The sequence below is a fragment of the Mumia xiangluensis genome, assembly GCF_010994095.1.
In the GTDB taxonomy this organism is placed as follows: domain Bacteria; phylum Actinomycetota; class Actinomycetes; order Propionibacteriales; family Nocardioidaceae; genus Mumia; species Mumia xiangluensis.
Genome location: NZ_WJYO01000007.1, coordinates 110166 through 136067 on the forward strand (window position 1 = coordinate 110166; position 25902 = coordinate 136067).

Annotated in this window: 29 protein-coding genes; 11 read left to right on the forward strand and 18 right to left on the reverse strand. The window is 70.7% G+C overall.

Annotation, left to right across the window (positions count from 1 at the left end):
* Positions 1-3 precede the first annotated feature (3 nt).
* Positions 4-1866, reverse strand: coding sequence for a glycoside hydrolase family 3 protein (locus GH747_RS20315; protein WP_149771466.1), 1863 nt, complete (start codon positions 1864-1866; stop codon positions 4-6).
* Positions 1867-2019: 153 nt separating this feature from the next.
* On the opposite strand from GH747_RS20315, the gene GH747_RS20320 reads away from it, so the two are divergent.
* On the forward strand, positions 2020-2538 hold the full coding sequence (locus tag GH747_RS20320) for a sugar O-acetyltransferase (RefSeq protein ID WP_163695836.1): 519 nt from the start codon (positions 2020-2022) through the stop codon (positions 2536-2538).
* Here the strand turns inward: GH747_RS20320 and GH747_RS20325 are convergent.
* Complete coding sequence (locus GH747_RS20325) at positions 2535-3362, reverse strand: MBL fold metallo-hydrolase (RefSeq protein WP_149771468.1); 828 nt, start codon at positions 3360-3362, stop codon at positions 2535-2537. The genes GH747_RS20320 and GH747_RS20325 overlap by 4 nt on opposite strands.
* A 146-nt stretch (positions 3363-3508) precedes the next feature.
* Between GH747_RS20325 and GH747_RS20330 the strand changes: the two genes are divergently transcribed.
* Positions 3509-4228, forward strand: coding sequence for a cutinase family protein (locus GH747_RS20330; protein WP_149771469.1), 720 nt, complete (start codon positions 3509-3511; stop codon positions 4226-4228).
* Between the two features lie 10 nt (positions 4229-4238).
* Here GH747_RS20330 and GH747_RS20335 read toward each other — a convergent pair whose 3' ends face one another.
* Together GH747_RS20335 and GH747_RS20340 are read right to left on the reverse strand one after the other, a co-directional pair.
* The gene (locus GH747_RS20335) at positions 4239-5204 is read right to left on the reverse strand and encodes a quinone oxidoreductase family protein (RefSeq protein ID WP_149771470.1); all 966 of its coding nucleotides are present in this window, start codon (positions 5202-5204) and stop codon (positions 4239-4241) included.
* 36 nt (positions 5205-5240) lie between these two features.
* Complete coding sequence (locus GH747_RS20340; protein WP_149771471.1) at positions 5241-5819, reverse strand: hypothetical protein; 579 nt, start codon at positions 5817-5819, stop codon at positions 5241-5243.
* A gap of 96 nt (positions 5820-5915) precedes the next feature.
* Here GH747_RS20340 and GH747_RS20345 point away from each other — a divergent pair, with 96 nt between their 5' ends.
* Positions 5916-6650, forward strand: a complete 735-nt coding sequence (locus GH747_RS20345; RefSeq protein WP_149771472.1) for a YwaF family protein — start codon at positions 5916-5918, stop codon at positions 6648-6650.
* Here GH747_RS20345 and GH747_RS20350 read toward each other — a convergent pair.
* Positions 6583-7185 (reverse strand): GNAT family N-acetyltransferase, encoded by a 603-nt coding sequence (locus GH747_RS20350; protein WP_149771473.1) that lies wholly within the window; start codon positions 7183-7185, stop codon positions 6583-6585. The two genes, GH747_RS20345 and GH747_RS20350, sit on opposite strands and share 68 nt — an antisense overlap.
* Positions 7182-8072 (reverse strand): alpha/beta fold hydrolase, encoded by an 891-nt coding sequence (locus GH747_RS20355; RefSeq protein WP_205603046.1) that lies wholly within the window; start codon positions 8070-8072, stop codon positions 7182-7184. Before GH747_RS20355 ends, GH747_RS20350 begins: the two co-directional genes overlap by 4 nt.
* Positions 8073-8151: 79 nt before the next feature.
* Between GH747_RS20355 and GH747_RS20360 the strand changes: the two genes are divergently transcribed.
* A complete protein-coding gene (locus GH747_RS20360; protein ID WP_228553023.1) occupies positions 8152-8811 on the forward strand; it encodes a TetR/AcrR family transcriptional regulator in 660 nt (219 codons plus the stop codon).
* Between the two features lie 3 nt (positions 8812-8814).
* On the opposite strand, the gene GH747_RS20365 is transcribed toward GH747_RS20360, so the two are convergent.
* Positions 8815-9420, reverse strand: coding sequence for a TetR/AcrR family transcriptional regulator (locus GH747_RS20365; RefSeq protein ID WP_163695838.1), 606 nt, complete (start codon positions 9418-9420; stop codon positions 8815-8817).
* Between the two features lie 168 nt (positions 9421-9588).
* Here GH747_RS20365 and GH747_RS20370 point away from each other — a divergent pair, with 168 nt between their 5' ends.
* The 4 genes from GH747_RS20370 to GH747_RS20385 are packed head-to-tail and all read left to right on the forward strand — an operon-like array spanning position 9589 to position 14872.
* Positions 9589-10821, forward strand: a complete 1233-nt coding sequence (locus tag GH747_RS20370; RefSeq protein ID WP_149771475.1) for an oxygenase MpaB family protein — start codon at positions 9589-9591, stop codon at positions 10819-10821.
* 28 nt (positions 10822-10849) lie between these two features.
* The gene (locus GH747_RS20375; RefSeq protein WP_149771476.1) at positions 10850-12088 is read left to right on the forward strand and encodes an oxygenase MpaB family protein; all 1239 of its coding nucleotides are present in this window, start codon (positions 10850-10852) and stop codon (positions 12086-12088) included.
* Positions 12085-14379, forward strand: a complete 2295-nt coding sequence (locus GH747_RS20380; protein WP_149771477.1) for a molybdopterin cofactor-binding domain-containing protein — start codon at positions 12085-12087, stop codon at positions 14377-14379. The genes GH747_RS20375 and GH747_RS20380 overlap by 4 nt, the downstream gene beginning before the upstream one ends.
* A 16-nt stretch (positions 14380-14395) precedes the next feature.
* Positions 14396-14872 (forward strand): (2Fe-2S)-binding protein, encoded by a 477-nt coding sequence (locus GH747_RS20385; protein WP_149771478.1) that lies wholly within the window; start codon positions 14396-14398, stop codon positions 14870-14872.
* A 95-nt stretch (positions 14873-14967) separates the two neighbouring features.
* Here the strand turns inward: GH747_RS20385 and GH747_RS20390 are convergent, their stop codons facing one another.
* The 3 genes from GH747_RS20390 to GH747_RS20400 form a co-directional block, all read right to left on the reverse strand.
* Entirely contained in the window at positions 14968-15981 is a 1014-nt protein-coding gene (locus tag GH747_RS20390) for a lysylphosphatidylglycerol synthase domain-containing protein (RefSeq protein WP_149771479.1), read from the reverse strand.
* Positions 15978-17015, reverse strand: coding sequence for a lysylphosphatidylglycerol synthase domain-containing protein (locus GH747_RS20395; RefSeq protein ID WP_163695841.1), 1038 nt, complete (start codon positions 17013-17015; stop codon positions 15978-15980). The genes GH747_RS20390 and GH747_RS20395 overlap by 4 nt, the downstream gene beginning before the upstream one ends.
* A gap of 74 nt (positions 17016-17089) precedes the next feature.
* On the reverse strand, positions 17090-17731 hold the full coding sequence (locus GH747_RS20400) for a GyrI-like domain-containing protein (protein WP_149771481.1): 642 nt from the start codon (positions 17729-17731) through the stop codon (positions 17090-17092).
* Between the two features lie 32 nt (positions 17732-17763).
* Here GH747_RS20400 and GH747_RS20405 point away from each other — a divergent pair, with 32 nt between their 5' ends.
* Entirely contained in the window at positions 17764-18384 is a 621-nt protein-coding gene (locus GH747_RS20405; RefSeq protein WP_149771482.1) for a TetR/AcrR family transcriptional regulator, read from the forward strand.
* Between the two features lies 1 nt (position 18385).
* On the opposite strand, the gene paaI is transcribed toward GH747_RS20405, so the two are convergent.
* The 7 genes from paaI to GH747_RS20440 are packed head-to-tail and all read right to left on the reverse strand — an operon-like array spanning position 18386 to position 23801.
* Positions 18386-18823 carry a hydroxyphenylacetyl-CoA thioesterase PaaI gene (paaI, locus tag GH747_RS20410; protein ID WP_228553024.1) on the reverse strand — a complete coding sequence of 146 codons (438 nt, stop codon included), beginning with the start codon at positions 18821-18823 and terminating at the stop codon, positions 18386-18388.
* Positions 18820-19872: a 1,2-phenylacetyl-CoA epoxidase subunit PaaE gene (paaE, locus tag GH747_RS20415; protein WP_149771483.1), complete on the reverse strand. Its 1053-nt coding sequence runs from the start codon at positions 19870-19872 to the stop codon at positions 18820-18822. The genes paaI and paaE overlap by 4 nt, the downstream gene beginning before the upstream one ends.
* 1 nt (position 19873) lies before the next feature.
* Entirely contained in the window at positions 19874-20383 is a 510-nt protein-coding gene (paaD, locus tag GH747_RS20420; protein WP_228553025.1) for a 1,2-phenylacetyl-CoA epoxidase subunit PaaD, read from the reverse strand.
* Positions 20380-21336, reverse strand: a complete 957-nt coding sequence (paaC, locus tag GH747_RS20425; protein WP_149771484.1) for a 1,2-phenylacetyl-CoA epoxidase subunit PaaC — start codon at positions 21334-21336, stop codon at positions 20380-20382. Before paaC ends, paaD begins: the two co-directional genes overlap by 4 nt.
* 7 nt (positions 21337-21343) lie before the next feature.
* On the reverse strand, positions 21344-21637 hold the full coding sequence (paaB, locus tag GH747_RS20430) for a 1,2-phenylacetyl-CoA epoxidase subunit PaaB (RefSeq protein ID WP_149771485.1): 294 nt from the start codon (positions 21635-21637) through the stop codon (positions 21344-21346).
* Positions 21634-22671 carry a 1,2-phenylacetyl-CoA epoxidase subunit PaaA gene (paaA, locus tag GH747_RS20435; RefSeq protein WP_149771486.1) on the reverse strand — a complete coding sequence of 346 codons (1038 nt, stop codon included), beginning with the start codon at positions 22669-22671 and terminating at the stop codon, positions 21634-21636. Before paaA ends, paaB begins: the two co-directional genes overlap by 4 nt.
* A gap of 59 nt (positions 22672-22730) precedes the next feature.
* Positions 22731-23801, reverse strand: coding sequence for a Glu/Leu/Phe/Val dehydrogenase family protein (locus GH747_RS20440; RefSeq protein ID WP_205603047.1), 1071 nt, complete (start codon positions 23799-23801; stop codon positions 22731-22733).
* 160 nt (positions 23802-23961) lie between these two features.
* On the opposite strand from GH747_RS20440, the gene GH747_RS20445 reads away from it, so the two are divergent.
* Entirely contained in the window at positions 23962-24435 is a 474-nt protein-coding gene (locus tag GH747_RS20445) for an Lrp/AsnC family transcriptional regulator (protein WP_149771487.1), read from the forward strand.
* Positions 24436-24444: 9 nt separating this feature from the next.
* On the opposite strand, the gene GH747_RS20450 is transcribed toward GH747_RS20445, so the two are convergent.
* Complete coding sequence (locus GH747_RS20450; RefSeq protein ID WP_163695846.1) at positions 24445-24618, reverse strand: hypothetical protein; 174 nt, start codon at positions 24616-24618, stop codon at positions 24445-24447.
* A 63-nt stretch (positions 24619-24681) separates the two neighbouring features.
* Between GH747_RS20450 and GH747_RS20455 the strand changes: the two genes are divergently transcribed.
* Positions 24682-25887, forward strand: a complete 1206-nt coding sequence (locus GH747_RS20455; RefSeq protein ID WP_149771488.1) for a heparan-alpha-glucosaminide N-acetyltransferase domain-containing protein — start codon at positions 24682-24684, stop codon at positions 25885-25887.
* Positions 25888-25902 lie beyond the last annotated feature (15 nt).

Sequence of the window (25902 nt, forward strand, 5' to 3'; positions counted from 1 at the left end):
ACATCAGAAGCCGAGCCCGTGGCCGAACGGGAACAGCTCGCCCGTGCCGTCCGCGCGCGGGATCGACACCGGCAGCTTGCCCGTCGGGTCCACCTCGCCGTACATCACCCGCACCAGCGCCTCGATCTGGTGTGTCGTGTAGCCGAAGGTGTCGAGCACGGTCGCCGCCTCGGGGAACGACGCGACGTCGTACGGGTTGCGCATCGCCGCGACCACGACCGGCTTCCCGGTCGCGAGCAAGGCCCGCACCAGCGCGGTCTGCGCCGTCGCGGCCGCGGTCGGCAGACCGGTGGCCGCGCTGACGGCGTACGCGTTGTTCGTCGACACCAGCACGAGGTCGGCCGTCTGGGCGGCCGCCACAGCATTGGCGATCGCGGTCGCGGACGGCGTCGTCCCGGACTCGAGGACCTGTGTCGTCGCGCCGCGAGCGGTGAGCGCGGAAGCCATCGACTGCGTGGTGCCGACACCCCACCCGGCGACCAGGACCTTGCGGGCGCCCGGAGCGAGCGGGAGCAGCCCCGCGTCGTTCTTGACGAGCGTCGTCGTCCGGTTGGTGATCGCCTGGGCGTCGGCCAGGTGCTGGGGCGCACCGACGATCTGCGTCGCAGCGGCGGGATCGACGTACGGGTCCTTGAAGATCCCTCGCTTGTGCTTGTGCATCAGGATCCGGTAGACCGACTCGTCGAGCCGCTTCTTGCTGATCGTGCCGTCCTCGACCGCCGCGAGCACGGCAGCGTACGCGGTGTCCATCTGCGGCGGGACCAGCAGCTGGTCGGAGCCCGCGAGGAAGGCCTGGACCGGCGCGACGTTCGGCGGGTACGTCGCCGTGGCACCCGCCATGTCGAGGGCGTCGGTGACGATCAGGCCGTCGAAGTCGAGCTCGTCGCGGAGCAGCCCCGTCAGGATCTTGTGGGACATGGTCGCCGGCACGCCCGGGTCGATCGCCGGCAGCACGACGTGCGCGGTCATGATCGTGTCCACGCCAGCGGCGATCGCCGCGCGGAACGGCGGCAGGTCGATCGCCTCGAGCTGGGCGCGGGTGTGGGTCACCTCGGGCAGACCGAAGTGGCTGTCCGTGCCGGTGTCACCGTGGCCCGGGAAGTGCTTCGCGACCGCCGAGACCCCGCCGGCGTGGAAACCCCGGACCTGCGCCGCAGCGAGGTCGGACACGAGCGCCGGGTCGGAGCCGATGGACCGGATCCCGATCACCGGGTTGTTCGGGTTGACGTTGACGTCCGACACCGGTGCGTAGTCCTGCGTCACGCCGACCGCATCCAGCTCGGTGCCGATGACCTCCGCCGAGCGCGTGGCATCCGCCTCCGAGCGTCCTGCGCCGAGCGCCATGTTGCCGGGCATCTGCGTCGCGGGGGCACCGAAGCGGGCCACGAGGGCGCCGCCCTCCTGGTCGACCGAGACCTGCAGCGGGATACGACCGGGCTGAGCGAGCGCGGCGGTCTGCAGCCCGTTGGACAGGGTCGCCACCTGGGCAGGGGTGCCGATGTTGTCGTCGTTGTTGCGCGTCGTGTAGTAGATGACTCCACCAGGCTGGTACTTCGCGATCGCCTGCGCGGGCGTGTCGACGCCGTACAACCGCTGGTTGGTGGCCTTCGCAGTGTCGCTCACGGTGTTGGCGTCGCGACCCGCCACCTCGATGACGAAGAGCTGGCCGACCTTCTGCTCCACCGTCATGTGGCGCAGCTTGGAGATCACCTTGCCCCGGTACGGCGCGTCGCCGGAGTGGCCCGGATCGCTGGCGGTGGCGGCCGGCGGCCCGAACGCCGCGGCAAGTGCCAGCGCCACGATGAAGACCAGCAGACGGAGCGGCGTCCGCGTGCGGTGAGGGGTGGATGCAGTCCAAGCAAACATTTCGCCTCCGGGGGGCCACTTTGCGTGTGACGAGCGTCACACGCACCCTAGACCTGGTGCGCACCCGTTGGGAAGGGCGTACGGCGAAGGAACGGCTTGCGTCCTGCGTCAGACCCCTGTGCCAGCATCGGGCCCATGTTCGAGGAGCGCCGCATGCCCACGAGAACCCCCGAGTCGCGTGCCTTCGCCGAGCGCGTGCAGGTCGTCATGGACCTGACCTCGCGCCTGAACGCCCTGCGGCACAGCGACGTCGACGGCCGCAACCTTCTGCTCAGCGAGATCTTCGGCAAACCCCTCCCGGAGTCGCTGACGATCTATCCGCCGTTCTTCTGCGACTACGGCCTCGGGACCGAGTTCGGCGAGCGCGTCTTAGTCAACCAGGGCTGCTCCTTCCTCGACCTCGGAGGCATCACCGTCGGTGACCGGGTCCTCATCGGGCCGGGTGTCACGCTCTCCACGGCCGGGCATCCGGTCGCCGTCGCCGAGCGGTTCGACTTCATCACGCACGCGCCCATCGTCATCGAGGACGACGTCTGGATCGGAGCAGCGGCGACCGTCGTGCCCGGTGTGACGATCGGTCACGGTTCGGTCGTCGGTGCGGGCACGGTCGTCGCGCACGACGTCCCGCCGCTGAGCGTCGTGACCGGCGGCGGTTTCGTGATGCGGCGCTAGCGACCAGCCCCGATCCCGGTCTCGCCGTCGTGGTCTCCGCGCACCCACGCGATGTGGCGGGCGGCGGAGAACTCGAGCACGGCCTTCGCGTCCCCGTCGATCAGGTTGCCGAAGTTGCCGACGATGCGATCGAAGTCGAGCGGCGCGAGCCGGTCTGCGATCGCCTGGACGACGGCCGCCGACAGCGGGATCTTGTTCGGATAGCTGCGCATGAAGCCCAACGACCGCCGGTCGGGGTTCGGGAAGACGGTGTCACCGCTGAGCAGGAGGCCGCGCCCGGTCTCGTCGTCGGCCCAGTGCGCGACGGCAGCACCGACGAAGTGACCGCCGATGCGGTGCAGGGTCAGCCCGGGCGCGAGCTCGTGCACGTCCTCCCACAGCTGGACGCGCGGCGTGCTTCGACCGACCCACTCGGCGTCCGACGCGCACACGAGGACGGGCGCATCCAGCACGTCGCCCCACGCGGTCTGCACTCCGAACATGTGCGGATGGCTCGCCGCGACGGCCAGGACGGGACCGCGCTCGAGGATCCGACGAGCGGTCGCCTCGTCGTGGTAGCCGGGCGGATCCCACAGCAACGACCCGCGGTCCGTCGTCACCAGCTGCGCGGTCTGACCGATCCCGACCGCCGGCTTCGTCCGGATCTCCGCTCGTCGCGGCTCGCGGTCGGTCCAGACCAGCTGCTGGCCCGCAGCGCTCAGCTCGTCCGTCGTGGTCCAGCGCTGCCCGTCTGCCGGCACCCATTGGCGCTCGTCCTCGCAGATCGGGCAGACCTCGGGAAGGGGCTCGCTGAACTCGACGCCGCAGGTGGCACAGATCCGCATGGCTGCTCCTCGTCGGTGGCTTCGTTCACCGTAGCCGCCCGCTGCGCCGACCCCCCGTTTCCGGGGGTTACGCGCCGCCGTGTTCGACGCCAGGGTGAGGTCGACCGGTCCACACGGGCGTGGGCCTTCGGGAGAGGAAAGCCGACATGATCGGATCGAGGAACGTCCGCCGCACACTCGTCGGGGCCGCGACGGCCACGCTGATGGCGGCCGGCACCGTTGCCGCCACCGCACCCGCCAGTGCAGTCACCTGCAAGCCGTTCACGTTCATCGGTGTCCGTGGCACCGAGGACGGCCAACAGGCATCGATGGGTACGAGGCTGCCGACCGCACAGCTCGCGTTCACCCAGAAGAAGGGTGCGGCGAACGTCCAGAGCGACTACGTGTCGTACCCGGCGTCGTTCAACTACCTCGCTTCGATGAGCAGTGGCCGGACGGCCCTGAAGGCCAAGATCACCGCGTACGTGAACGGGTGCCCGTCGACGAAGATCGCGCTGGTCGGCTACTCCCAGGGCGCGCACATCGTCGGCGACGTCGTCGTCGGCCTCTCGTCCACCCAGCTGTCGCGGCTGCAGGGCATCGGCCTGATCGGCGACCCGATGTTCAACTCGGCGCTCCGGGGGAAGGTCAGCAACAACTCTGCCTCCCGAGGCGGCGTGTGGGGCAAGCGGAGCTCCTGGCCGGCGGGACTCTTCGTCTACAACGTCTGCAACACCGGCGACCTGATCTGCGCCAACGACGGCACGAACGCGGTCGCGAGCGCGGGCGTCGCGCCGCACCAGTACTACACGACGACGACCTACTCGCCGGTCGCCGGCACGACGGGTGCGTACGCCATCGGACTCCACGTGGCGACGCGTTCCTGACCGACGCGCCTCAGTGCGTGAGGAGCACCTTGCCCTCGGTCTGACGGGACTCGAGCGCGGTGAACGCGTCGGCGACCCGGGCGATCGGGTAGCGACCGCCGATCGTGACCCGGAGGTCGCCGGCGCGGACCCACGCGAACAGCTCGTCGGTGCGGCCGCGCAGCTCCTCAGGCGTACGTGTGTAGTGGAGGACGGTCGGGCGGGTCACGTACAGGGACCCGCCCGCCGCCAGCCGCGTCAGCTCCAGCGGCGGGACCGGTCCGCTCGCCGCCCCGTACACGACGTACGTCCCGCGCACCGCCAGCGAGGCGATGCTGCCGTCGACGGTCGCCGCTCCCACGCCGTCGTACACCGCGGCGACGCCGACACCGTCGGTCAGGTCGGCGACCGTCTCGGCGAACCCGTCGTACGCGATCGCGTGGTCGGCGCCGGCGGCGCGCGCGGCCTCGGCCTTCGCCTCGGTCGAGACCGTGCCGATCACCCGCGCACCGCGAAGCTTCGCGACCTGGGTGAGCATCTGCCCGACGCCACCCGCCGCGGCATGCACCAGGACCGTGTCGCCGGCGGCGATTGCGTACGCGTCGGTGGCGAGGTAGTGCGCCGTCACCCCCTGCATCAGCACCGCCGCCGCGAACTCGTCGTCGAGCCCGTCCGGGACCGGCACCACCGTGCCGGCGTCGACGACCGCGAAGTCGGCGAAGCTGCCCTTGCCACCGGTCAGCCATCCCACGCGCTGGCCGACGTCGACACCGCTCACGGCGTCGCCGACCTCGGCGACAACACCGACGCCCTCGACCCCGGCGACATACGGGGCGGCGACCGGCGTGGTGCCGTTGCGCTGGTAGGCGTCCAGGTAGTTCACCCCCGACACGGAGAGCTCGACCAGGACCTCACCGCTCGCGGGCGTCGGCCTGTCCCTCTCGACGACCTCGAACACCTCGGGCCCGCCATGGCGGTTCACGACGATCGCACGCATCAACCAGTTCCTTGTCGCTCGCTGGAAGCTTCATCATCACAGCGGTGCGGGCGAGCGCCAGGACCGTCTCACCGACGAGCGCCGGTCCCGGAGGGCGTCCTCGGCGATGGCGAGGAGCATGACCAGTCCGGTGAGCACCGCGATCGCCGCCGTGGCCGTCGGCGTCCACAGCAGGCCGAGGGCCACAGCCACCGCGCCGAGCACCGACATCGTCAGTCCGAGCCGGGTGAACAGGGGCGTCTGGAAGGCCCTCGCAAACGGCAGGAAGTGCAGGCCGACGGCGAGCACGATGACCCCGGGCAGAACGTCTACGGCGTCGCCTGCGTCGAGCGCCGCTCGCCCCACCTGGACCACGACGAGCATGCCGGCGACGCTGGCCAGGTAGACCCAGCCCGCGCTCCGAGACACCTGCTGGGGATCAGGGAAGCGGCGCTCCACGAGGAAGACCGCCCAGACGTACGTCGCGAGAGCGGCCGCCCACAGCACCACAGCGACCAGGGACGCGGTGTGCGCCAGCTCGACGCGATTGGCGTGGACGAACACGCTCGCGCCGATGGCGCCGACGATCGTCCCCCAGACCCGTGGGTCGCCCGGGCGCCGCAGTCCCCGATCCACCCGATCCGTCCGACTGACCGCCGATGCTTCGTTTCCCGTCTTCACCCTCGCGATGCTAGAGGTCGGCGAGACCCTCGACGGCACTAGCCTGACGTCATGGTGAGCGTGGCCGCCGACGGCCGTTTCGAGACGTTCGGCTCGCAGCACCTCGCAGTGCTGTGCGCCTTCGCGATCGGCCTCGCTGCCGTCGTGTGGATCGGCTGGCGTGTCCGGGGCACTGCGGCCGAGACGCCGGTGAGCCGCGCGCTCGCACTCGGGATCTGCGCGGTCACGATCCCGCTCCAGGTCATGCAGTTCCTCCCTGACGAGTGGAACCCGAGGACGTCACTTCCCTTCCAGCTCTGCGACCTCGCGTGGGTCTTCGCCGTTCACGCCCTCTGGACGCGCTCACGCCTCACGTCGACCGTGACGTACCTGTGGGGCATCACGCTCACCACCCAGGGCATGCTCACACCCGACCTCGCCACGCCGTGGCCCGAGCCGCGGTTCCTCATGTTCTGGGCGATGCACATCCTCATCGTCTGGGCAGCGCTCTACCTCGTGGTCGGGCTCGGGGTCTGGCCGACGTGGGCGACCTACCGCCGTACGGTCGTCATCACGCTCGTCTGGGCCGTGCTCGCCTTCACCTACAACGCGATCGCCGACGTCAACTACGGCTACCTCAACGGCAAGCCGAACGGCGCCTCGCTCCTCGACTACCTCGGACCGTGGCCGGCGTACGTCGTCCTCGAGATCGCGATCGTCGCCGCGGTGTGGGCGCTGCTCACCTGGCCGTGGACGCGCCGCGAGGCCAGGACCTCCGTGGCGCCAGCGATCGGGCATCGGCCGTGACCGTGATCAACGCACCGTCGCGGCCGTAGCGCGCATCGCTCACCCGCCTCGTGATCATGCGCCGTACGACGTGGTTCTCAGCGCTGACCACGGCGTGGACGTGTGCGAAGCCGTGACCCGACACGTCGTCGACGAGCGCGTCGACCAGGCGCGACCCGAGACCTTGCCCCTGGTGGTCGTCGGCGACGACCAGCGCGATCTCGACCGTCGACGCACCCGACGGATCGTCAGCGGTCGGGACCGGCGCCCACATCGCGTGCCCGATGACGGCGGCGCCGCGGACCGCCAGCAGGGATCCACCCGTCGCGCCGGGGACCAGGAGCTGTCTCGGCAGGCCGGGCGGCATCACCTGGCCGAGCCCGGTGAGGAACCGTTTGTAGAGCGTCTCTGCCGACAGCCCGGACAGGAACGTCGTCATCGCCTCGAGATCCTGGGCAGATCCTGGACGGATGTCCGTCCGCTCAGGGGCGGGGGGTTCGGACTCCGGGCGGACGACGGGCGGGGGCGACCAAGGGCGCGACTGGAGCATGGTCATGGCCGTGCTCCTGCGGCGAGGAAGTCCACGACGGCGTCGAGGACGTGCGGGTCGCTCAGGAGCGCGCTGTGGCCGAGGCCGATCGTGTCGAGCCTCTGACTGCGCGCGCCGTGCGCCGCAACGATCAGGTCGGCCTGGCTCGGGTGCACGACGTCGTCGAGCCGGTCCTGGACGACGAGGAGCTCGTCCGCGGGACCGTCACCGACCGAGAAGCGGTCCCAGATGTCGGGTGCGCCGTCGAACAGCCGCTGCTCGATAGTCCGGCGCAGGCGTACGTTGACCTCCGCCCCGAGACCGAGCGCCGCGCAGAACGCGTCGACGAGATAGCCGAAGTCCCCCACGCCGTTGATCGCGACGACGCGACGCGCAGCCAGCCCGTGTCGGAGCGCGTGGAACGCGATCGGGGCGCCGAGCGAGTGCGCGACCACGCCCTCGAACGGCTCGCTCCGGTCCACCACGGCTCGGATGATCGCCTCGTGGTCGAGGATCGTGCCGGCGCCGCCGCGCGTGGCTCCGTGCCCGAGGGCGTCGTACGAGACAGCACTGAAGCCGTGCGCGACCAAGCGGTCGATGATCGATGCGAAGCGTGACGCCCGGGACCTCCAGCCGTGCACGAGCAGGACGGGCCTCGCGCCGTCGCCCCACTCGTACAGGGCGACGCGACGCCCACGCCACGGCAGGCTCGACACGCGCGCTGCGCGATGGACGACCTGCTCGTGCTGTCGGACCGGGCCTCGCCGGAGCGGGCGGCGCCACAGCTCGAAGCCGGCGCGTGCCGCGGAGTCGGGCGCGACCCGGGCGAGCCCGCCGAGGGCACGTCCCGCGAGTCGCGTCGTGAGTGGTTGTGGCGGTGCGCCGACCGGCATCGCCTGGAGCGTGGACGTCATCGGATCCCCCTCGCGAATACAATACGAACGATCGTACCATTTGTTTGGCGCACGGTCGTGCGGTAAGTTCGGGGACGTCATGGACACCGAGATGCTGGACGAGCACCCCGACGGACGCGTACGGCGCGGCAACGCGACGCGACGAGCCGTGCTTCGTCGTGCCGTCGACGTCGCCTCGGTGGAGGGCCTCGACGGACTGTCGATCGGGCGCCTCGCGACCGAGCTGTCGATGAGCAAGAGCGGCCTCTTCGCCCTCTTCGGCGCGAAGGAGGAGCTCCAGCTGGCCACGATCCGCGCCGCCAAGCGCATCTACATCGACACGGTCGTCACCCCGGCACTCGAGACGCCGCCGGGTCTGGGACGGGTGTGGGCACTGGTCGCCGCGTGGATCGACTACTCCCGTGGACGCGTCTTCCCGGGCGGATGCTTCTTCGCGAGGACGAGCTACGAGTACGCCGCCCGCGACGGCGAGGTCCGCGACGCGCTCACCGCGTCCCGCCACGAGTGGCTCGAGCTGATCGAGCAGTCACTCGCCGAGGCGCAGTCCCTGGGCGAGCTCGCCGGCACCGAGGCTCTGCCCCAGCTCGCCTTCGAGCTCAACGCCTTCCTCGACGGCGCGAACCTCGACTCGCTGCTGGGCCGCGGCGAGCCCGCGTACGACCAGGCGCGCCGCGCCATCCGAGACCGTCTCGCATCGGCGAACCGAGCAGCCACGCAACCCTGGGACGGCACGACCTAGGACTCACGCGAGCACGCGCGGGATGGTCTGGCGCACGAGCGTGACGAGCGCTCCGCTCAGGAGCCCCTCGGCCTGCTCGCGCGTGACCTCGGCGCCGGTCAGCCAGCGCCGGGTGACGACGGTCGCGTACGCCGAGTAGCCGTGCAGCGCGATGCGGACGGCGGGATCCTCTCGGACGGCGTGGAGGCCGGCGATCTCGCAGATCTGGTCGGTCATGCTCTCGACGTACTCGTTGAGCAGTCGCTCGATCTCGCCGTCACGCGACGCCCCCAGGAAGCCCGATGCGGCGAGCCAGGTCTCGCGACTGCGGGAGACCATGACGACCCACTCGTGCACCGCCTCCTCGATGCGGTCCTCCGCGGTCGCGCCTTCGACGAACGCCGGCGTCGGGAGGCGCGGCGCGCCGAGCAGCCGGCCGATCACCGCGAGGTAGAGGTCTCTCTTCGTCGGGAAGTAGTGGCTCAGCAGACCTCTGCTGATGCCGCACGCCTGCGCGAGCTCGCTGGTCGACACCTCGTCGTACGGGCGCTCCGCGAAGACGCGGCTCGCGGCGGAGACGATCAGGTCGCGTCGCTCGTCCGGAGGGAGGCGGCGACGCGGTGTGTCCATGCCTGTCATCTTGCCGGAGCCAGGCACGTCCGACTGTCGGATGGCCGGACCCGCACGACCGCGAGGGCTTATTGGCAAGTTGCCAGTTGTTATTGTCATGCTGCCGATATTAGCCCTACGATGCGCTGAAGGCCGCTCGCGGCACGCGACTCGACGGGGAGTGTGGACATGTCAGAGCTCAGCAGACGAAACCTCATCAGGGCTGGCGGAGCCCTCGGCGCGCTGGGCGCCTTCGCGGCCGCCGCCCCCGCCCGAGCATGGACGTGGTCGTCCACGGGCTCGATCGCGGGAACCGGCACCGGTCGCGACCCGCGCTACGTGTGGGACGACCTGGCGGATCCCGTGCTCGCCTCGCTCCTCGACCGCGGCGGTGTCCCCGCCGTGAACGACGTGCTCCGTTCGTGGACGAAGAACGGTCAGACCGTCCCGTCCGGCCTCCCCTCCGACGTCGCGGCGCTCGTCAACCAGACCCGCAGGCTCCCGGCGTGGGCGGACCAGGCGAAGCTCGACCTCGCGTACCAGTTCACCAGGAAGCGCGGGCTCTACCTCGGCGTCCTGTACGGCATGAACAGCGGCATGATGAGCGCCGCGATCCCGCGCGAGGCGCGCGCTGTCTACTACTCGAAGGGCGGCGCGGACCTCACGGACCGCATCGCGAAGACGGCGAAGCTCGGGTACGACATCGGCGACTACCACGCGTACCGGCCGGACGGCGAGATGATCGTGACCTGTGTGAAGACCAGGCTCACGCACGCCGCCGTCCGTCACCTGCTCCCCCAGTCCCCGCACTGGGTGGCCTCGGCCGACGAAGACATCCCGATCAGCCAGTTCGACATCATGGTGACGTGGCACAGCCTCGCGTCGTCGGTCTGGCAGAAGCTCCGGGAGTGGAACATCCGCATCCCCAAGGCCGAGGCTGACGCCTACCTCCACATCTGGCAGGTGACCGCGTCGATGCTCGGCGTCCTCGACGAGTACATCCCCGCATCCTGGGACGAGGCGCTCGCCCAGCGTGAGCAGGTGCTGGTGCCGCTGCTCGGACCGACGCCCGAAGGCGTCAAGCTCGCGGAGATGCTGGTGAACCTGGGCGACCGCATCGACTTCACCCTGGTGACCAAGCCAGCGTTCGAGTCGGTCACCCGATACATGCTCGGCGACCAGGTCACGGACTGGCTGGGGATCGACCGCAACCCCATCCTCGACGCCACGGTCGCCGCGGCCTGGATCCCGTTCGTCCGGCTGCGCGAGCTCGGTCTCCCTCTGCTCGGGGTGCCGTCGATCTACTTCGTGTTCGAGGAGCTGATCCGGAAGTTCGCGCTCTTCTACCTCGAGCCCGGCCAGACGATCAACATCGACATCCCGACGATGAACAACCCGAACTACCCGAGCTCGGCGTCCTGAGACGCCCACGCAGCGAGGAGGACAGATCATGAACGAGGTCAGCAGACGCAAGGTCCTGATCGCCGGCGGTGCGCTCGGCGCGGCCGGGGCGCTCGGAGGGATGGCGCCGGCGGCAGCCCGACCCGCGTGGACGTGGGCGGCGACCAGCTCGCTCGCCGGCTCGGGTCGCGGCATCGACCCCCAGTGGGTGTGGGACGAGGAGGTCGACGCCCTCATGGCGGCGGTGATCGACCGCGGCGACGTCCCTCTCGTCAACCAGCACCTGGCGGGGTGGTCCCGCAACGACCAGCCCGTCCCGTCCGGGCTCCCGGCCGACGTCCGCGCGTGGATGGAGCGCGCCCGGCAGCTGCCGGACTGGGCAGACCACGGCAAGCTGCGCGCCGCCGCCCGATTCAACGAGTCGCGCGGCATCCTGCTCAACCTCTGCAACGGCCCCGGCGGCGGCATGCTGAGCACGGCGATCCCCAGGGAGGCACGCGCCGTCTACTACTCCAAGGGCGGCGCCGACATGGAGGACCGCGTCGCGAAGACGAGCATCCTCGGGTTCTCGGTCGGCGACCTCAACGCGTACGAGCCCGACGGCGACTGCATCGTGCAGGCCGTCAAGACCCGGATGGTGCACGCCTCCGTACGCCATCTCCTCCCCCAGTCTCCGCACTGGGAGGGCACGAGCGGTGGTCAGAAGATCCCGATCAGCATCGCCGACGTGCTGGTCACCTGGCACAGCCTCCCCACGTGGACGATGAAGAAGCTGCGGGAGTGGCGCGTACGCCTCACCACCGAGGAGTCCGAGGGCTACCTCCACTCCTGGCAGGTGACCGCCCACCTGCTCGGCGTCCCCGACGAGTACATCCCGTCCTCGTGGGACGCCGCCAACACCCAGTACACGCAGCTCTTCGAGCCCGTCCTCGGCCCGACCCCCGAGGGTGTCATTCTCACCGACATCCTGCTCGGCCAGCTCGCGGAGCAGACCAGCCCGTTCAGCGTCAGCCGACCGCTCGTCGACGCCCTCGCCCGGTTCCTCGTCGGTGACAGGATCGCCGACTGGGACGGGATCGACCGGGAGCCGCTGTGGGAGGGCGCGATCCGCGCCGCCTGGCCCGCCTTCATCGCCCTCCGCGAAGGAGCCATCAAGCTGCCACTGGTGCCGCGGCTCGCGTGGACGATCGACGAGATCGCCCGCGCGTACCTCATGTTCTACCTGACCAAGGGCAAGGGGACCGTCATCTCGATCCCCGACCGCAACCGCACCTTCCCCGCGTCATGACCGACGAGGACCTTCCCCCGCCGGCCGCCGGCGGCTTCGGTCGCCGCCGCTTCCTCGGCTACGTGCTCGCTGCCACGACGTTGACGACGGCCGCCAAGCTCAGCATCGCGCCCAGCGCGGAGGGCATCGTCTCACCGCAGCCGACCGACTTCCTCGACCTCAACGACCTGATGACGGTCGCGGCCCTGCCGACCTCGCACCTGATCACGGTCAACGTCAACACCGACGGCACGGTGTCGTTCGCGCTGCCGCGGGCCGAGGTCGGCCAGGGCATCACGACCTCGACCGCGATGCTGATCGCGGAGGAGATGGACGTCCCGCTGGACCGCCTCCGGGTGACCCTTGCCGACGCGCGGCCGGAGCTGCTGTTCAACCAGCTCACCGGAGGCTCCAACACGACCATCGCGACCTTCACCCCGATCCGGGTCGCCGCGGCCATCGCCCGGCTGAGGCTGCTCGCGGCAGCGGCAGCCGAGCTCGGGGTCGCGAGGTCCGACGTCACGCTGCGCGGCGGTGTCGTCACGGCTCCGGGGCACACCGGCCTCGACATCGGCGAGCTGGCCGCGAAGGCAGCGAGCTCCCGTACGGAGGAGGTCCGGGTCACGCTCAAGGGGCGCGAGGACTTCACGGTCATCGGCACGGCACGCAACCGCGTGGATGCGCTCGCCGCGGTCACCGGGCGCAAGACCTTCGCGATGGACCTCCAGGTCCCGGACGCGAAGCCGACGATGGTCTGCCGCCCGCCGACGATCAACGGCACCGTCCGGTCGGTGGCGAACGCCGCCACCGTCCGCGCGATGCCGGGCGTCACCGACGTCGTCACGATCGCGACGGGTGTCGCGGTGCGCGCCGAGACCTTCGGCCAGTGCATCGACGCCGTCCGGGCCCTTCAGGTGTCGTGGGGGCCCGGCACGGCCGAGGGCAAGTCCGACGACGACGTCATCGCCGAGCTGCGGCGGGCCGAGCTACCGATGGGGCTTCCGCCGCTGACGCCCACGGTCGACACCCGGTTCACCTTCCACTTCCGCAGCAACAGCGCACTCGAGACCAACTGCGCGATCGCCGACGTCAGCGGTGGCCGCGCGGAGATCTGGTCGTCCCTGAAGTCGCCGATCGTCGCGAAGCAGAAGATCGCCGCAAAGCTCGGCCTCCCGGTCAGCGCCGTGACCGTCCACGTGACCGAGGGCGGTGGGTCGTTCGGGCGGCGGCTCTTCTTCGACGCCGCGCTCGAGGCCGCCGAGGTGTCGAAGAAGATCGGCAAACCGGTCAAGCTCATGTGGCATCGCGCGGACGACTCGCGTCAGGGCCGCACGCACCCGATGGCACTCTCGCGGGTCAGGGCGACCTACCTCGGCAGCTCCGTACTGGGCTTCAAGCAGGTGCACACGAGCGTCGCCACCGACCTCGGCCACGGCCTCGGCGAAATGATCACGGCACTGGCCGCGAGCATCCCCGTCGGCGACCTCGCATTCTCCGAGACGTTCTTCCAGCTGTCCCAGACGATGCCGTACGACTTCGGGGTCAGCAACCGCGTCCTGAACGAGACCGACAAGGGCTTCAACACGGGCAGCATGCGCAACGTCTACTCCCCCGACATGACGTGCGCGCGGGAGCTGGTCGTCGACCGCGTCGCTTCCAGGATGCGGAAGGACCCGTACCAGTTCCGCCGGGGCTCCCTGCGCAGCGATCGAGCGCGGGCGGTGCTCGACAAGGTCGCCGAAGCCGGCAGCTGGGGTCGGCGACTGCCGGCCGGGGTCGCTCAAGGCATCGCCTTCCACGACGAGTACCGCTCCATGAGCGCCGTCCTCGTCGAGCTCGACTGCCGCCCCGAGGCCGTCGGCCGCACGATCCGCGATGCGGTGACCGGACCGCGGGTCACCAAGGCCGTGATCGCCGCGGACGTCGGCCTCGCCGTGAACCCACGCGGTCTCGAGGCGCAGATGATGGGGTGCCTGATGGACGGCATCGCGCTCGCGCTGACCTCGAGCCTCCACCTCCGCGACGGCCACTTCCTCGAGGCGAGCTGGGACAACTACTTCTACACCCGGCAGTGGAACACGCCGCCCGACCTGCAGATCTTCGTCATGCCTCCGACCACCGGAGACCCCGGTGGTGCAGGCGAGCTCGGCGTCGCGGCGTCGATGGCGGCCGTGGCATGCGCGTACGGAAGGGCGACCGGGACGATGCCGACGACGTTCCCCATCAACCACGGGGTGCTGTCGTTCGAACCGAAGCCCACGGTGCCGCCGATCCCGCAGTCCCCTACCGACGGCCTGCAACACGTCCGCTGACCGAGGAGAAGATCCCGTGCCCAAGCACACATTCCGGCTGAACGGTCGCCAGGTCGCCGTCGATGTCGCCGACGACGTGCGCCTGCTGTGGGTCCTGCGCGACCTGCTCGGCGTCACCGGACCCAAGTACGGCTGCGGCATCAACGTCTGCAAGGCCTGCACGAGCCACCTCAACGGCAAGGCCTTCAATCCGTGCGCCGTCCCCGTCAAGGACATCGGCCCCACCGACGAGGTCACCACGATCGAGGGCCTTCCTGACACGGTCGGCCGCTCACTCCACCCCATGCAGGAGGCATGGATCGAACGCGACGTTGCCCAGTGCGGCTACTGCCAGCCTGGTCAGATCATGACGGCGGTCGCGCTCGTACGCCGGGTCGCCGCCGAAGGCCGTTCGATCACCGACGAGGACCTCGACGGGATCCGCAACATCTGCCGCTGTGGCACCTACTCGCGCATCCGCGACGCGATCCGGTCCGGCGCGGCGGAGATGTGAACGCGTGACGGAGCCGAGCCGGTCCCGTGCACCGACTCGGCTCCGCGAGACCGCGTCGGTGGCGACGGCGTACCGCTTGTCCAGCCGTGGCCACGTCAGCCGTCTCGGCGCGCCGGAGGCATGAGCCGACCGGCGAGCACCGCGACGCCGCCGAGGACGAGCGCGGCGCCGATCGTCACGGTGCGCCACACGAACAGCGCGGCGACCAGGGAGCCCTCGAGCTCCGGACCCGCGTACGCGACCATGATCGCGACGGCGGACGCGTCGAGGACCCCGAGGCCGAAGATCGGCAGCAGGGTCATGGGATAGACCAGCAGGTACGCGGCGACCGCCTCGCTGGCAGGCAGCGCGTCGGCTCCGACCCCGACGAACCGCACGCTCAGCAGCAGGATCGCGGCGTCGCACGCGAGCATCACCAGCAGTGCCGCCAGCGACCGGGGCAGTCCCGTCGAGAGGCGGCCCGAGATCTGTTCGCGGAACGCGGTGGCCGCCGCCTCCCACTCCTCGGGATCGACGCTGCGCCGGACCGTACGGACGCTCCGCCCGGCAACGAGCCCGACGCGGCCCGCCGTCGTCCGTCCCCGCGCGACGAGGTAGACCACGACGAGGATGACCGCCGCGACCGATCCTCCGGCGAGGGCTCCAGCACCGAACGACGAGTCGAACCTGTCGGTGAGCACGAGGACGAACCCGATCACCGGCGCGGACCACCGCACCGTGTTGTGGGCGACCTTCGTCATGACCACCCCGGCGACCGCGGCCGGTGGCTCGACGCGCCACCGCGCGAGCATCGTGAGACGGATCGCGGTGTCGGCCGGCGGTGGCGCCACGACGCGCATCAACATGGCGGCCTGGTCGCTCACGACGGCGCGAGTCATGCCCAGCCCGGGGACGAAGAGGGCCGTCGGGACAGCGCTCAGGACCTGGCGCACGACCACGACACCGAACAGCACTACGAGCTGCCACGCCGCCAGCTTCGCGAGCGCGTCGCCGACGTCCTCCCAGTCGACCGTGCCGACGCGGACGATGATGAACCACCCCAGCAGCAACGACGCGGTGAGCAGCACCAGCGTGCGGATCGACCGGGATGCGCGTCCTGAGCGACTCATCCTGACGCCGGGGCCGTCGGGGCGACGGGATCAGGAGCCGGGCCCATCCGTCGCCAGAGCAGCACGGCGAAGGCGCCGAGCGTCAGCGGCGTGCCGATCGTGACGGCGCGCCACACGATCATCGCGGCCACGAGCGGAGCCTCGTACGAGATCCCGGCGTAGGCGACCATGATGGCGACTGCCGCCGCGTCCAGAGCACCGATCCCGAAGACGGGAAGCATCGTCAGCGGATAGGTGAGGAAGTACGCGGCGACGATCTCGATCGACGGGAGCGCGTCGGACGAGACACCGACGAACCGCACCGCGAGCAGGAGAGCGGTCGCGTCGCACACCATCATCGCGAGCAGCGCCAGCAGCGAGCGCGGGAAGCCGCGGCGGAGCTTGTCCGCGATGTGTCCACGAAAGGTCGCCACGCTCTGCGCCCACACGTCCGGGTCGACACTGCGTCGCACCACACGGACGACCCGACCCGCCGACCGGCCGACCCAGCGAGCCGCCGACGCGCCGCTCGCGATCACCCAGATCGCGACCACGAGAGCGAGGGCCGCCAGCCCCCCGGCCAGCGCTCCGGTCGCGAACGACGAGTCGAACCGGTCGGTCAGCACGAGGACGAAACCGATCACGGGAGCAGACCAGCGGACCACGTAGAACGACACCGTGTTCATCACGACGCCCGCCAACCCGCGCGACACGTCGATCCCCCACCCGGCGAACATCGTCATCCTGATCGCCAGGTCCGCAGGCGGCGGGGCAAGCGTGCACATCAGGATCGACGCCTGGTCGTTCACCACCGCCCGAGGAAGCCCGAGCCCGTCGATGAAGATCGCCAGCGGCCAGGCATTGAGGGCCTGCCGCAGGACCACGACGGCGACGAGCAGCACCAGCTGCCACAGGTGCAGCTGCCCCAGCGCGTCACCGACAGCCTGCCAGTCGACCGCCCCGACGAGACCGATGATGATCCAGCCCGCCGCGAGCGACAGCGCGAGCAGCACCACAGGGCGTACGAGGCGTCGTAGACCCGCCGAACCGTTCATCGTCGCCATCCGATGCTCGCCGACAACCACTCAGGAGCGTAGTCATTGTGCGAGCATCCGCTGGCTGAACCGGCTCACCGGGTCCGTTCGGTCACCGGCTGCCGCAGGATCGTCCTGAGCCTCGCGGGCTCGGTCTTGCGCGGGTCGGACAGGTAGATCTCGTGGTGGCGCTCGCGCGGCTCGAGCCCGTGGGCGGGAAGGAACTCGTCGTGGAGGCGGCGCAGCGTCGGGGCCTCGTCGTCGTACGAGCCTCGGTGGAGGATCTGGACGCTGCGCCCCTCGCGGAACCGGTCGAAACGCAGCAGTTCGAGCGCCGGCAACGCCTTCTTCCGTCGTGCCGCGGCGAGCGCCTCGTCGGCGAGGTCGGCGGTGATCCAGTCCGGCTGGGCGATCATCATCGTCCAGTCCCACGCGCTCTTCTCGCGCGTCCGGAAGACCGCCCAGTCCTCGGCCGACCACAGGCCCTCCAGCGGCGCCACGGTGTGCACACGATCCAGCTGCGCCTTCGCGAGCGCGCGGACGGCGTACGACGTCGTGTAGAGCGCCTCGACCGCCTCCTTGTACGCCGAGGACGTGTTGGGGTCACCGTGACCATCGACCATCACGAAGGCCATCTCCGGCACGTCGACGAGCACGAACTCGTCGGCCCTGGGTGCGTAGAGGTCCTTGCGCTCGCGCTTGATGTCGTAGGTCTGCACCCGCTGATACTCACGCATCACGCACCGATCCGCTGTGAGACGGTGTCTGCATGGGCGCCGGGACTTCGGAGGGCACGACTCGCCGCGGACGGCCGGGGTACGACCAGGAGACCCTCGTGCGGCGGGCGGTCGAGGTCTTCAACCGGCGCGGGTACGACGCGACGAGCGTCGGCGACCTGGCCTCGGAGCTCGGTCTCACGAAGTCCGCGATCTACCACCACGTCCCGAGCAAGGAGCACCTGCTCTCGCTCGCCCTCGACGACGCGCTCGACTCGCTCGAGGTCGTGATCGACGCTGCCGTTCGCGAGTCGCCCGCCATGAGCGCGTACGAGAGCCTCCGTACGGCGGTGCGCCGCAGCGTCGAGGTCCTCGTCGACAAGCTCCCGTCGGTCACGCTGCTGCTGCGCGTGCGCGGCAACAGCGCGATCGAGCTGCAGGCGCTCGAGCGGCGGCGCCACATCGACGAGCAGCTCGCCGGCCTGGTCCGCAGCGCTGTCGCCGAGGGCGCGCTGCGCGACGACGTCTCTCCCGAGCTGATCAGCCGCCTGGTCTTCGGGATGGTGAACTCGTTGACCGAGTGGTACCGAGCCGACGGGGACGTCGACGTCGCCGTGCTCGCGGACGCTGTCGTGTCGTTGGCGTTCGACGGGCTCGCGCTGCCTCAGGCCTGAGTCACTCGATCGGGCGTCCGAGGCTTCGGCTGCGCCCCCGGAACTCGGCGACCGTCGCTCCGTCGTGGGAGCGCCGCACCGTCACGTCGTACACGCCCGACCGGCCTTGCCGTGCCCGCTCGGCCGCCTCTGCCACGAGCGTGTCGCCGAGGTGCGCAGGCTGGAGGAACGTGACGTCGAAGCCGGCCGCGACCGTGACGACGCCGTCGGTGTTGCATGCCACCGCGAACGCGGAGTCGGCCAGCGACGCGATGAGGCCCCCGTGGCACAGGGCGTGCCCGTTGACCATGTCGTCGCGGACGACCATCGAGACCCGGGCACGACCAGGGGCGACGTCCTCGATGGTCATCCCCAGCGCCTTGCTCGCGGCGTCCCCCTCCCACATCGCCGCGGCGCTGCGCTCGGCCCGCTGCTGCGCGTGCTCGTCCGGCCTGCTCACGCGTCGAAGTCCACGGTGAGGGTGTCGCTGACCGGGAACGACTGGCAGGTGAGCACGAACCCGCGCTCGAGCTCGTCGGGCGTCAGCGCGTAGTTGCGCCGCATGTCGACCTCCCCGTCGCGCAGCTGCGCCCGGCACGTGCCACAGACGCCGCCCTTGCACGCGAACGGCAGGTCCGTACGAACGCGCTGGGCCGCGTCGAGGATCGTCTCGCCACGCGACATCGGCGACGTGGCGCTGCGCCCCTCGAGGACCACCGTGACGTCGCTCGTCGCGCCGTCGACGACAGGGTCCGCGCGGTGCACCTCCGGCGGCGGCTCGTCCACGTAGAACAGCTCGACGTGCACCCGCTCCTGCGCCACGCCGAGCTCGGACAGCACGGCGCGCGCGTCGGCGAGCATCGCGAACGGTCCGCACAGCCACACGTGGTCGAGGTCGCTGACCGGGACGAGGAGCGTCAGCAGCTCACGCAGCCGGTCGGCTTCGAGACGCCCCGAGAACAGGTCGACGTCGCGCGGCTCGCGGGACAGCACGTGGACGAGCTCGAAGCGCGAGCAGTAACGGTTCTTGAGGTCGGCCAGCTCCTCGACGAACATCACCGTCGACGTCCGACGGTTGCCGTACACGAGGGTGACGGTCGCGTCGGGGTTCCTCAGCACGGTGCTCGCGATCGACAGCATCGGCGTGATCCCGGAGCCGGCGGCGATGCACAGGTGGCGGCCACCCTCGGCGGGGTCGGCACGGAAACCTCCCGCCGGCGGCAGCACCTCGACCTCGGTCCCGGGCGTCACGTCGCGCGAGAGCCAGCGGGAGAACATCCCGTCGGGGATCTCTCGCACGCCGATGCGGAGGCGGTCTCCGACGGGTGCGCAGATCGAATACGACCGGCGCTGCTCCTGCCCGTCGACGAAGCGGCGCAGCGTGAGCGACTGCCCGGCAGCGAACACGTACGCGTCGGCGAGGTCGTCGGGGACGTCGAAGGTGACCGCGACGGCGTCGTCGGTGAGCCTCTCGATGCCGGCGACGGTCAGGGTCCCGAACGCGGGCACGTCAGATCTCCTTCACGTGCTCGAACGGCTCGCTGCAGCGGACGCACCGATACAACGCCTTGCAGGCGGTCGGACCGAACTCCGACGTCAGCGCGGCGTCGGACGCTCCGCACCGCGGGCACCGCACCGCGCGACGAGTCGGGACCAGCGTCAGCGGCACCGGCCCGTCGTACCGGGGAGCGGGGCCGGGTGCAGACAGCCCGTGCGCGGCGAGGGCGCGACGACCGCGTTCGCTGATCCAGTCGCTCGACCAGGCGGGCTCCAGCACCACGTCGACCCGCACGTCGGCGAAGCCCGCACCCCGGAGCGTACGGACGAGGTCGTCGCGCATCGACGTCATCGCGGGACATCCCGAGTACGTCGGGGTGATGGTCGCGACCACGCTCCCGTCGTCCTCGACCTGGACGGCGCGCAACACGCCGAGGTCCTCGAGGGTGAGCATCGGCATCTCCGGGTCGACGACGCGCGCGGCGACGCCGTACGCCACCTGGTCCGCCGCCAGCACGGTCACCACCTCCCCATCGGGTGCGCGCGCGCCACGACCTGCATCTCGGCGAGCATCCGGCTCAGCGCCTCGGTGTGGAGTCCGTCCCGCCCCTTGCGCCCGTGCACGCCGGCGAGGGGCGACGCGTCCGGGCGTACGACGTCGCTGACCGCGAACACCTGCGCGAGGACCGCGTCGACCTCTGCGGACACCGTCGAGGGGTCGACCCCCACGCCGCAGTCCGCCACCCGTGCCTCGACGTCGTGGACGTCGGTGAGCTCACTGCGCAGCGGCCATATGCGGTCGAGCGCCGCGACGGTCCGTGCCCGCGACTCGTCGGTGCCCTGCGCGAGAGTGAGGAACCAGCGCCCGGCGTAGTCGCGGTGGTACGCCAGCTCCTTGACGCCCTTCGCGGCGACGGCGGCGAGCACCGAGTCACGGCTGCCGCGGAGCCGCTCGAGCAGCGCCAGCCGCCACGTCGAGAACACGAGCAGCCGCACGACCACGTCCGCGAAGTCCCGGTCCTCGACCTCGGCGAGCCGCACGTTGCGGAAGTCGCCGGCCTCCCGGAAGTACGCCAGCGCATCCTCCGGCAGGACCGGCGACCCCTCCGGCAAGGCAGGCACCACCGACGGATCGGCCGCGGCCGCACGGGCCAGCAGCAGCCGCGCCTGACCGAGGAGGTCGAGCGCCGTGTTCGCGAGCGCGATGTCCTCCTCCAGATCCGGCGCGTTGCTGCACCACTGCGAGAGGCGGTGCGACATGACGAGCGCGTCGTCGGCGAGCATCACCGCGTACGTCGCGAGGTCGCGCCGGTCGACCCCGTCCGGGAGCGTGGCGTCGACGCCGGCGAGCGGGTCGGCGCTCTGCGCGTCGTACGCCGCGATCCCGAACGCCCAGTGGGACGGGTCGCCGCCGAGCAGTCCGGCGTACGGGTTGTCCGTGTCGGGCTGCTCGTCGGTCGGACCTGTCGAGACCATCACGACCTCACATGTGAGGGACGTCGTCGGGGATGTCGTAGAACGTCGGGTGCCGGTAGACCTTGTCGGCGCTCGGCGCGAACATCGGGTCCTTCTCGTCCGGGCTCGACGCCGTGATCGCGTCCGAGCGCACGACCCAGATGCTCACGCCCTCGCTGCGGCGCGTGTAGACGTCGCGCGCGTGCCGCACGGCCATCTCGTCGTCGGGTGCGTGGAGCGAGCCGACGTGCACGTGGTTGAGCCCGCGCTTGCCGCGGACGAACACCTCGTAGAGCGGCCACTCGGCCCTCACGCCGCTCATCGGGGTGGCTCGGTTTCGACTCGCTGCGGGTTTCGAGACGGGCCTCGTTCCTCGGCCCTCCTCAACCCAAGTCGCTCAACCAGCGGAGCCTGCACGAAGGCGGTCGCGGCATCGCGTACCCACGCTCCCTCGTCGTGCGCCCGCCTGCGGTGGGCGAGGCGCTGGGCGTTGCACGGGCCGTTGCCGCTGATGACGTCGGCGAACTCGTCCCAGTCGGGCTGCGCGAAGTCGTAGTGCCCGCGCTCGGCGTTCCACGCCAGCGTCGCGTCGGGGAGCGTCACGCCGAGCGCCTCCGCCTGCGGGACGGTCATGTCGACCATCTTCTGGCGCAGGTCGTCGTTGGTGTCGCGCTTGATCCCCCACGCCATCGACTGCGCCGTGTTGGGCGACTGGTCGTCCGGCGGTCCGAACATCATCAGCGACGGCCACCAGAACCGGTCGACGGACTCCTGCACCATCGCGCGCTGCTCGTCCGTGCCACGCATCATCGTCATCAGCAGCTCGTAGCCCTGACGCTGGTGGAACGACTCCTCCTTGCAGATGCGGATCATCGCGCGGCCGTACGGCCCGTAGGAGGTGCGGCACAGCGGCACCTGGTTGCAGATCGCGGCGCCGTCGACGAGCCAGCCGATCGTGCCGACGTCGGCATATGTGAGCGCCGGGTAGTTGAAGATCGAGGAGTACTTCTGGCGACCCTCGAGGAGCATCTGCGTGAGCTCGGCCCGGGAGACCCCGAGGGTCTCGGTCGCCGAGTAGAGGTAGAGCCCGTGGCCGGCCTCGTCCTGCACCTTCGCAAGCAGGATCGCCTTGCGGCGCAGCGAGGGCGCGCGGGTGATCCAGCTGCCCTCGGGCTGCATCCCGATGATCTCGGAGTGCGCGTGCTGGGCGATCTGGCGGACGAGCGTCCTGCGGTAGCGCTCGGGCATCCAGTCGCGCGGCTCGATGCGGTCGTTGTGCGCGATCGTCTGCTCGAACTGCTCGAGAAGCGCAGCCTCGTCCGGCGATACAGCGTCGACCTGTGGCGCGCTGGTCATGGCGCCTCCTGCACGTGATGGGCTGACCAGTATTTACTGACCGATCGTTCTGTATCAGACTACACGCGCGAGCCCGCCCTGCCGAGCCTCTCGTCCGCCAGGTCCCGAGCGGCGTGATCGTGGCTGATGCCGCCCACCCGCGACCGTACGAACACCTCGCGGAGCGTGTCGGCGATCCCCTCGACGTGGGTGGCGACCTCCTCGGCGGTCCAACCCAGCACCTCACGGCCGATCAGGTGGATCGCACCGCCTCCGCTAGCGACGAAGTCGGGCGCGAGGACGATCCCACGCCGTGCCAGCTCGTCACCCGCCGCCGTGTCGGTGAGGACGTTGTTAGCGGAGCCGACGACCGCCCGGGTACGGATCGTCCGCGCGACGTCGACGTCGATCACGCCGCCGACCGCGCACGGGGAGAAGACGTCGGACTCGACGCCGAGGATCGCGTCGGGGGGTACGACCTCGGCGCCGAGCGCAGCGGCCCGCTCGCACAGCACCGGGTCGATGTCGGTGACGATCAGGTGAGCGCCGTCCTTTCGCGCCAGCTCGACGACCTCCATGCCGACGGCGCCGAGCCCCTGCACGGCGATGCGGCACCCGGCGAGGTCATCGATCCCCACCTCGGCAGCCGACGCGACGATGGCGACGTGCACGCCCAGCGCAGTGGCCGGTGCGCTCGAGCCGGAACCCCCGGCGGCCTCCGACCTCCCGAACGCCGGCGCGCCGAACCCGCAGACGACGTCCATGTCCGCCGACGACGTCCCGAGGTCAGGGCCCGTCCAATAGCTGCCCCCCAGCGTCTTGAGGTTCTCGGCGTGGAGCTCGAGGATGCGTCGCCAGTGGTCGTCCGCGAGCTCGCGGCGCGGCGCCGGCAACGCGATGACGGCCTTCCCGCCACCCATCGGCAGATCGGCAGCCGCCATCTTGAGCGTCATCGCGCCCGCGAGGCGCGTCGCGTCGGTGACCGCATCGGCGTACGAGTCGTACTGCTTCACTCGCGTGCCCCCCGCGGCAGGCCCGCGCTCGCGCGAGTGGATCGCGACCACGAAGAAGGCTCCGGTCTCCCGGTCGTACCGGGTCGCGACCAGGGACCCGTCCCATCCGGTGATGACGTCCTCGATGGACACGTTCACGCCACGCCCTTCCGCTGGAAGCATCGTCTAAGAGAAGAGTCCTCACTTCGCCCATCTGTCCGCTAGTGTGAGCGAGAATTCGAGAAGACATCCATCCAGCTGCACAAGAACCTTGCCGTTCGTCCATCACGACGGCGAGAAGACGCCGAGAGTGAGACACATGGCAGGCGCCCCGATCGACGACGTGGACCGCCGGATCCTGCGCGAGCTCGAGCGCGACGGCCGCATGTCGATGCGACGACTCGCGGAGACCGTGCACATCTCACGCGCCAACGCGTACGCCCGCGTCGAGCGGCTCCGCGACACCGGCGTGATCACGGGGTTCGCGGCACTGGTCGACCCCGGCCTGCGAGGGCTCGGCACATCCGCCTACGTCGCCCTCCAGCTCCAGCAGGAGGAGTGGCACGACATCCGTCCCGCGCTCGCCGCGCTCGAGGGCATCGAGCACGTCGCCCTCCTCGGCGGCGAGTTCGACGCGTTGGTGCTCGTGCGCGCCGAGGACAACGCCGCGCTGCGTCAGCTCATCCTCGAGCAGATCCAGATGATCCCCGGGGTCCTGACGACGCGCACGTTCCTCGTGTTCGAGGAGCTGTACCCCGAGCGCGAACGCTCGGCGGCGCCGCCGGAGCCGTGACCCGGCTGCTCAGCCGAGCGCCTGGAACGCCTCGTACACCATGAACGCGGGCCAGAACAATCCCTGGACGATCGCCCAGATGTGCTCCCAGAAGCCGTCGGCCTCCTGCCAGAACCAGAACCAGGCCCCGAAGATCCCCAGCGAGTAGATGGCGCTGCTCGCGCCCGTCGCGGTCTTGCTCATGACCCTCAGTGTGCCGCGCTGTCACGGCTCCTGCAGCGGTCACGACCGCCGTACGCTGTGCGCATGACGGACGCCCCACGCGTTCGCGAGCGCTCCACGATGGCCGCGACAGGCCGACTCCTCGGCGTCGACGCGGCTCGCGCCGTCGCGCTGGTCGGCATGATGGCGACCCACCTCGAGCCCAAGATCGGGCCGGACGGGGCGACGTCGACCGCGCACCTCCTCGCGGCCGGACGGGCGTCGGCGCTGTTCGCCCTCCTCGCCGGGGTCGGGATCGCGCTCGCGAGCGGGGGGACGAGGCCGCCGTCGGGGAGGGCGTGGGCAGGCGCTGCGGCGGCCACGACGGCACGCGCGGCGGTGATCTTCGCGGTCGGCCTGGTGCTCGGCGGATTCGAGTCGGGTCTCGCGGTGATCCTCTGCTACTACGGGCTGCTCTTCCTCGTCGCCCTGCCGGTGCTGCCGCTTCGAGCGGGCTGGCTGATCGGGCTCGGGGCAGCGTGGACGGTGATCGGTCCGGTCATCAGCCAGACCCTGAGGGCGGGCGAGCCGACGACGCTCGCATCGGCACTCCCCGACCTCGGCACCGTGCTCACCGACCCGGGCGGGACCTTGTCGAGCCTGCTCCTCACCGGCTACTACCCGGTGCTGACCTGGACCGCGTACCTGCTCGTCGGCCTGGGCATCGGTCGCCTGCCGCTACGGCGGGTCGGCGTGGCGGTGACGCTCATGCTGGGAGGCGCGGCGCTCGCCGTCGCGGCGTACGCCGGATCGTCGCGCTGGCTGTCCGGCGACGGGCTCGCCGCGCTGCAGTCGGCCGGCCTCGGTGGCCACCCGACGACGGGCCCGGTTGACGCCGACGTGCTGTACGTCGGGTTCTACGGCACGACACCGACGACCACGTGGTCGTGGCTCGGGATCGCGTCACCGCACAGCGGCGCTCCACCGGACCTGATCCACACCCTCGGGAGCGCGCTCGCGGTCCTCGGCGCGATGCTGCTGCTCGAGCGTGCTGTCGGTCGCGCGCTCTGGCCCGTCGCCGCGATCGGCAGCATGACCTTCACGCTCTACTCGCTGCACGTCGTCCTCGTCGCGACGCTGCTGCCGCCGGAGACCGACGACGCCCTGCTGATCCACGTCGCGCTCGCCGCTGCGCTCGCGATCCCCTGGCGACGCTACGTGGGACGTGGTCCGCTCGAGGCGTTCTCGGCGGCGGCCGCACGCGCAGCGCGTACGGCGGCGGCCGGCCGCGAGCGGTCGGGCGCGGGCTAGCCTGACGGAGCCAGC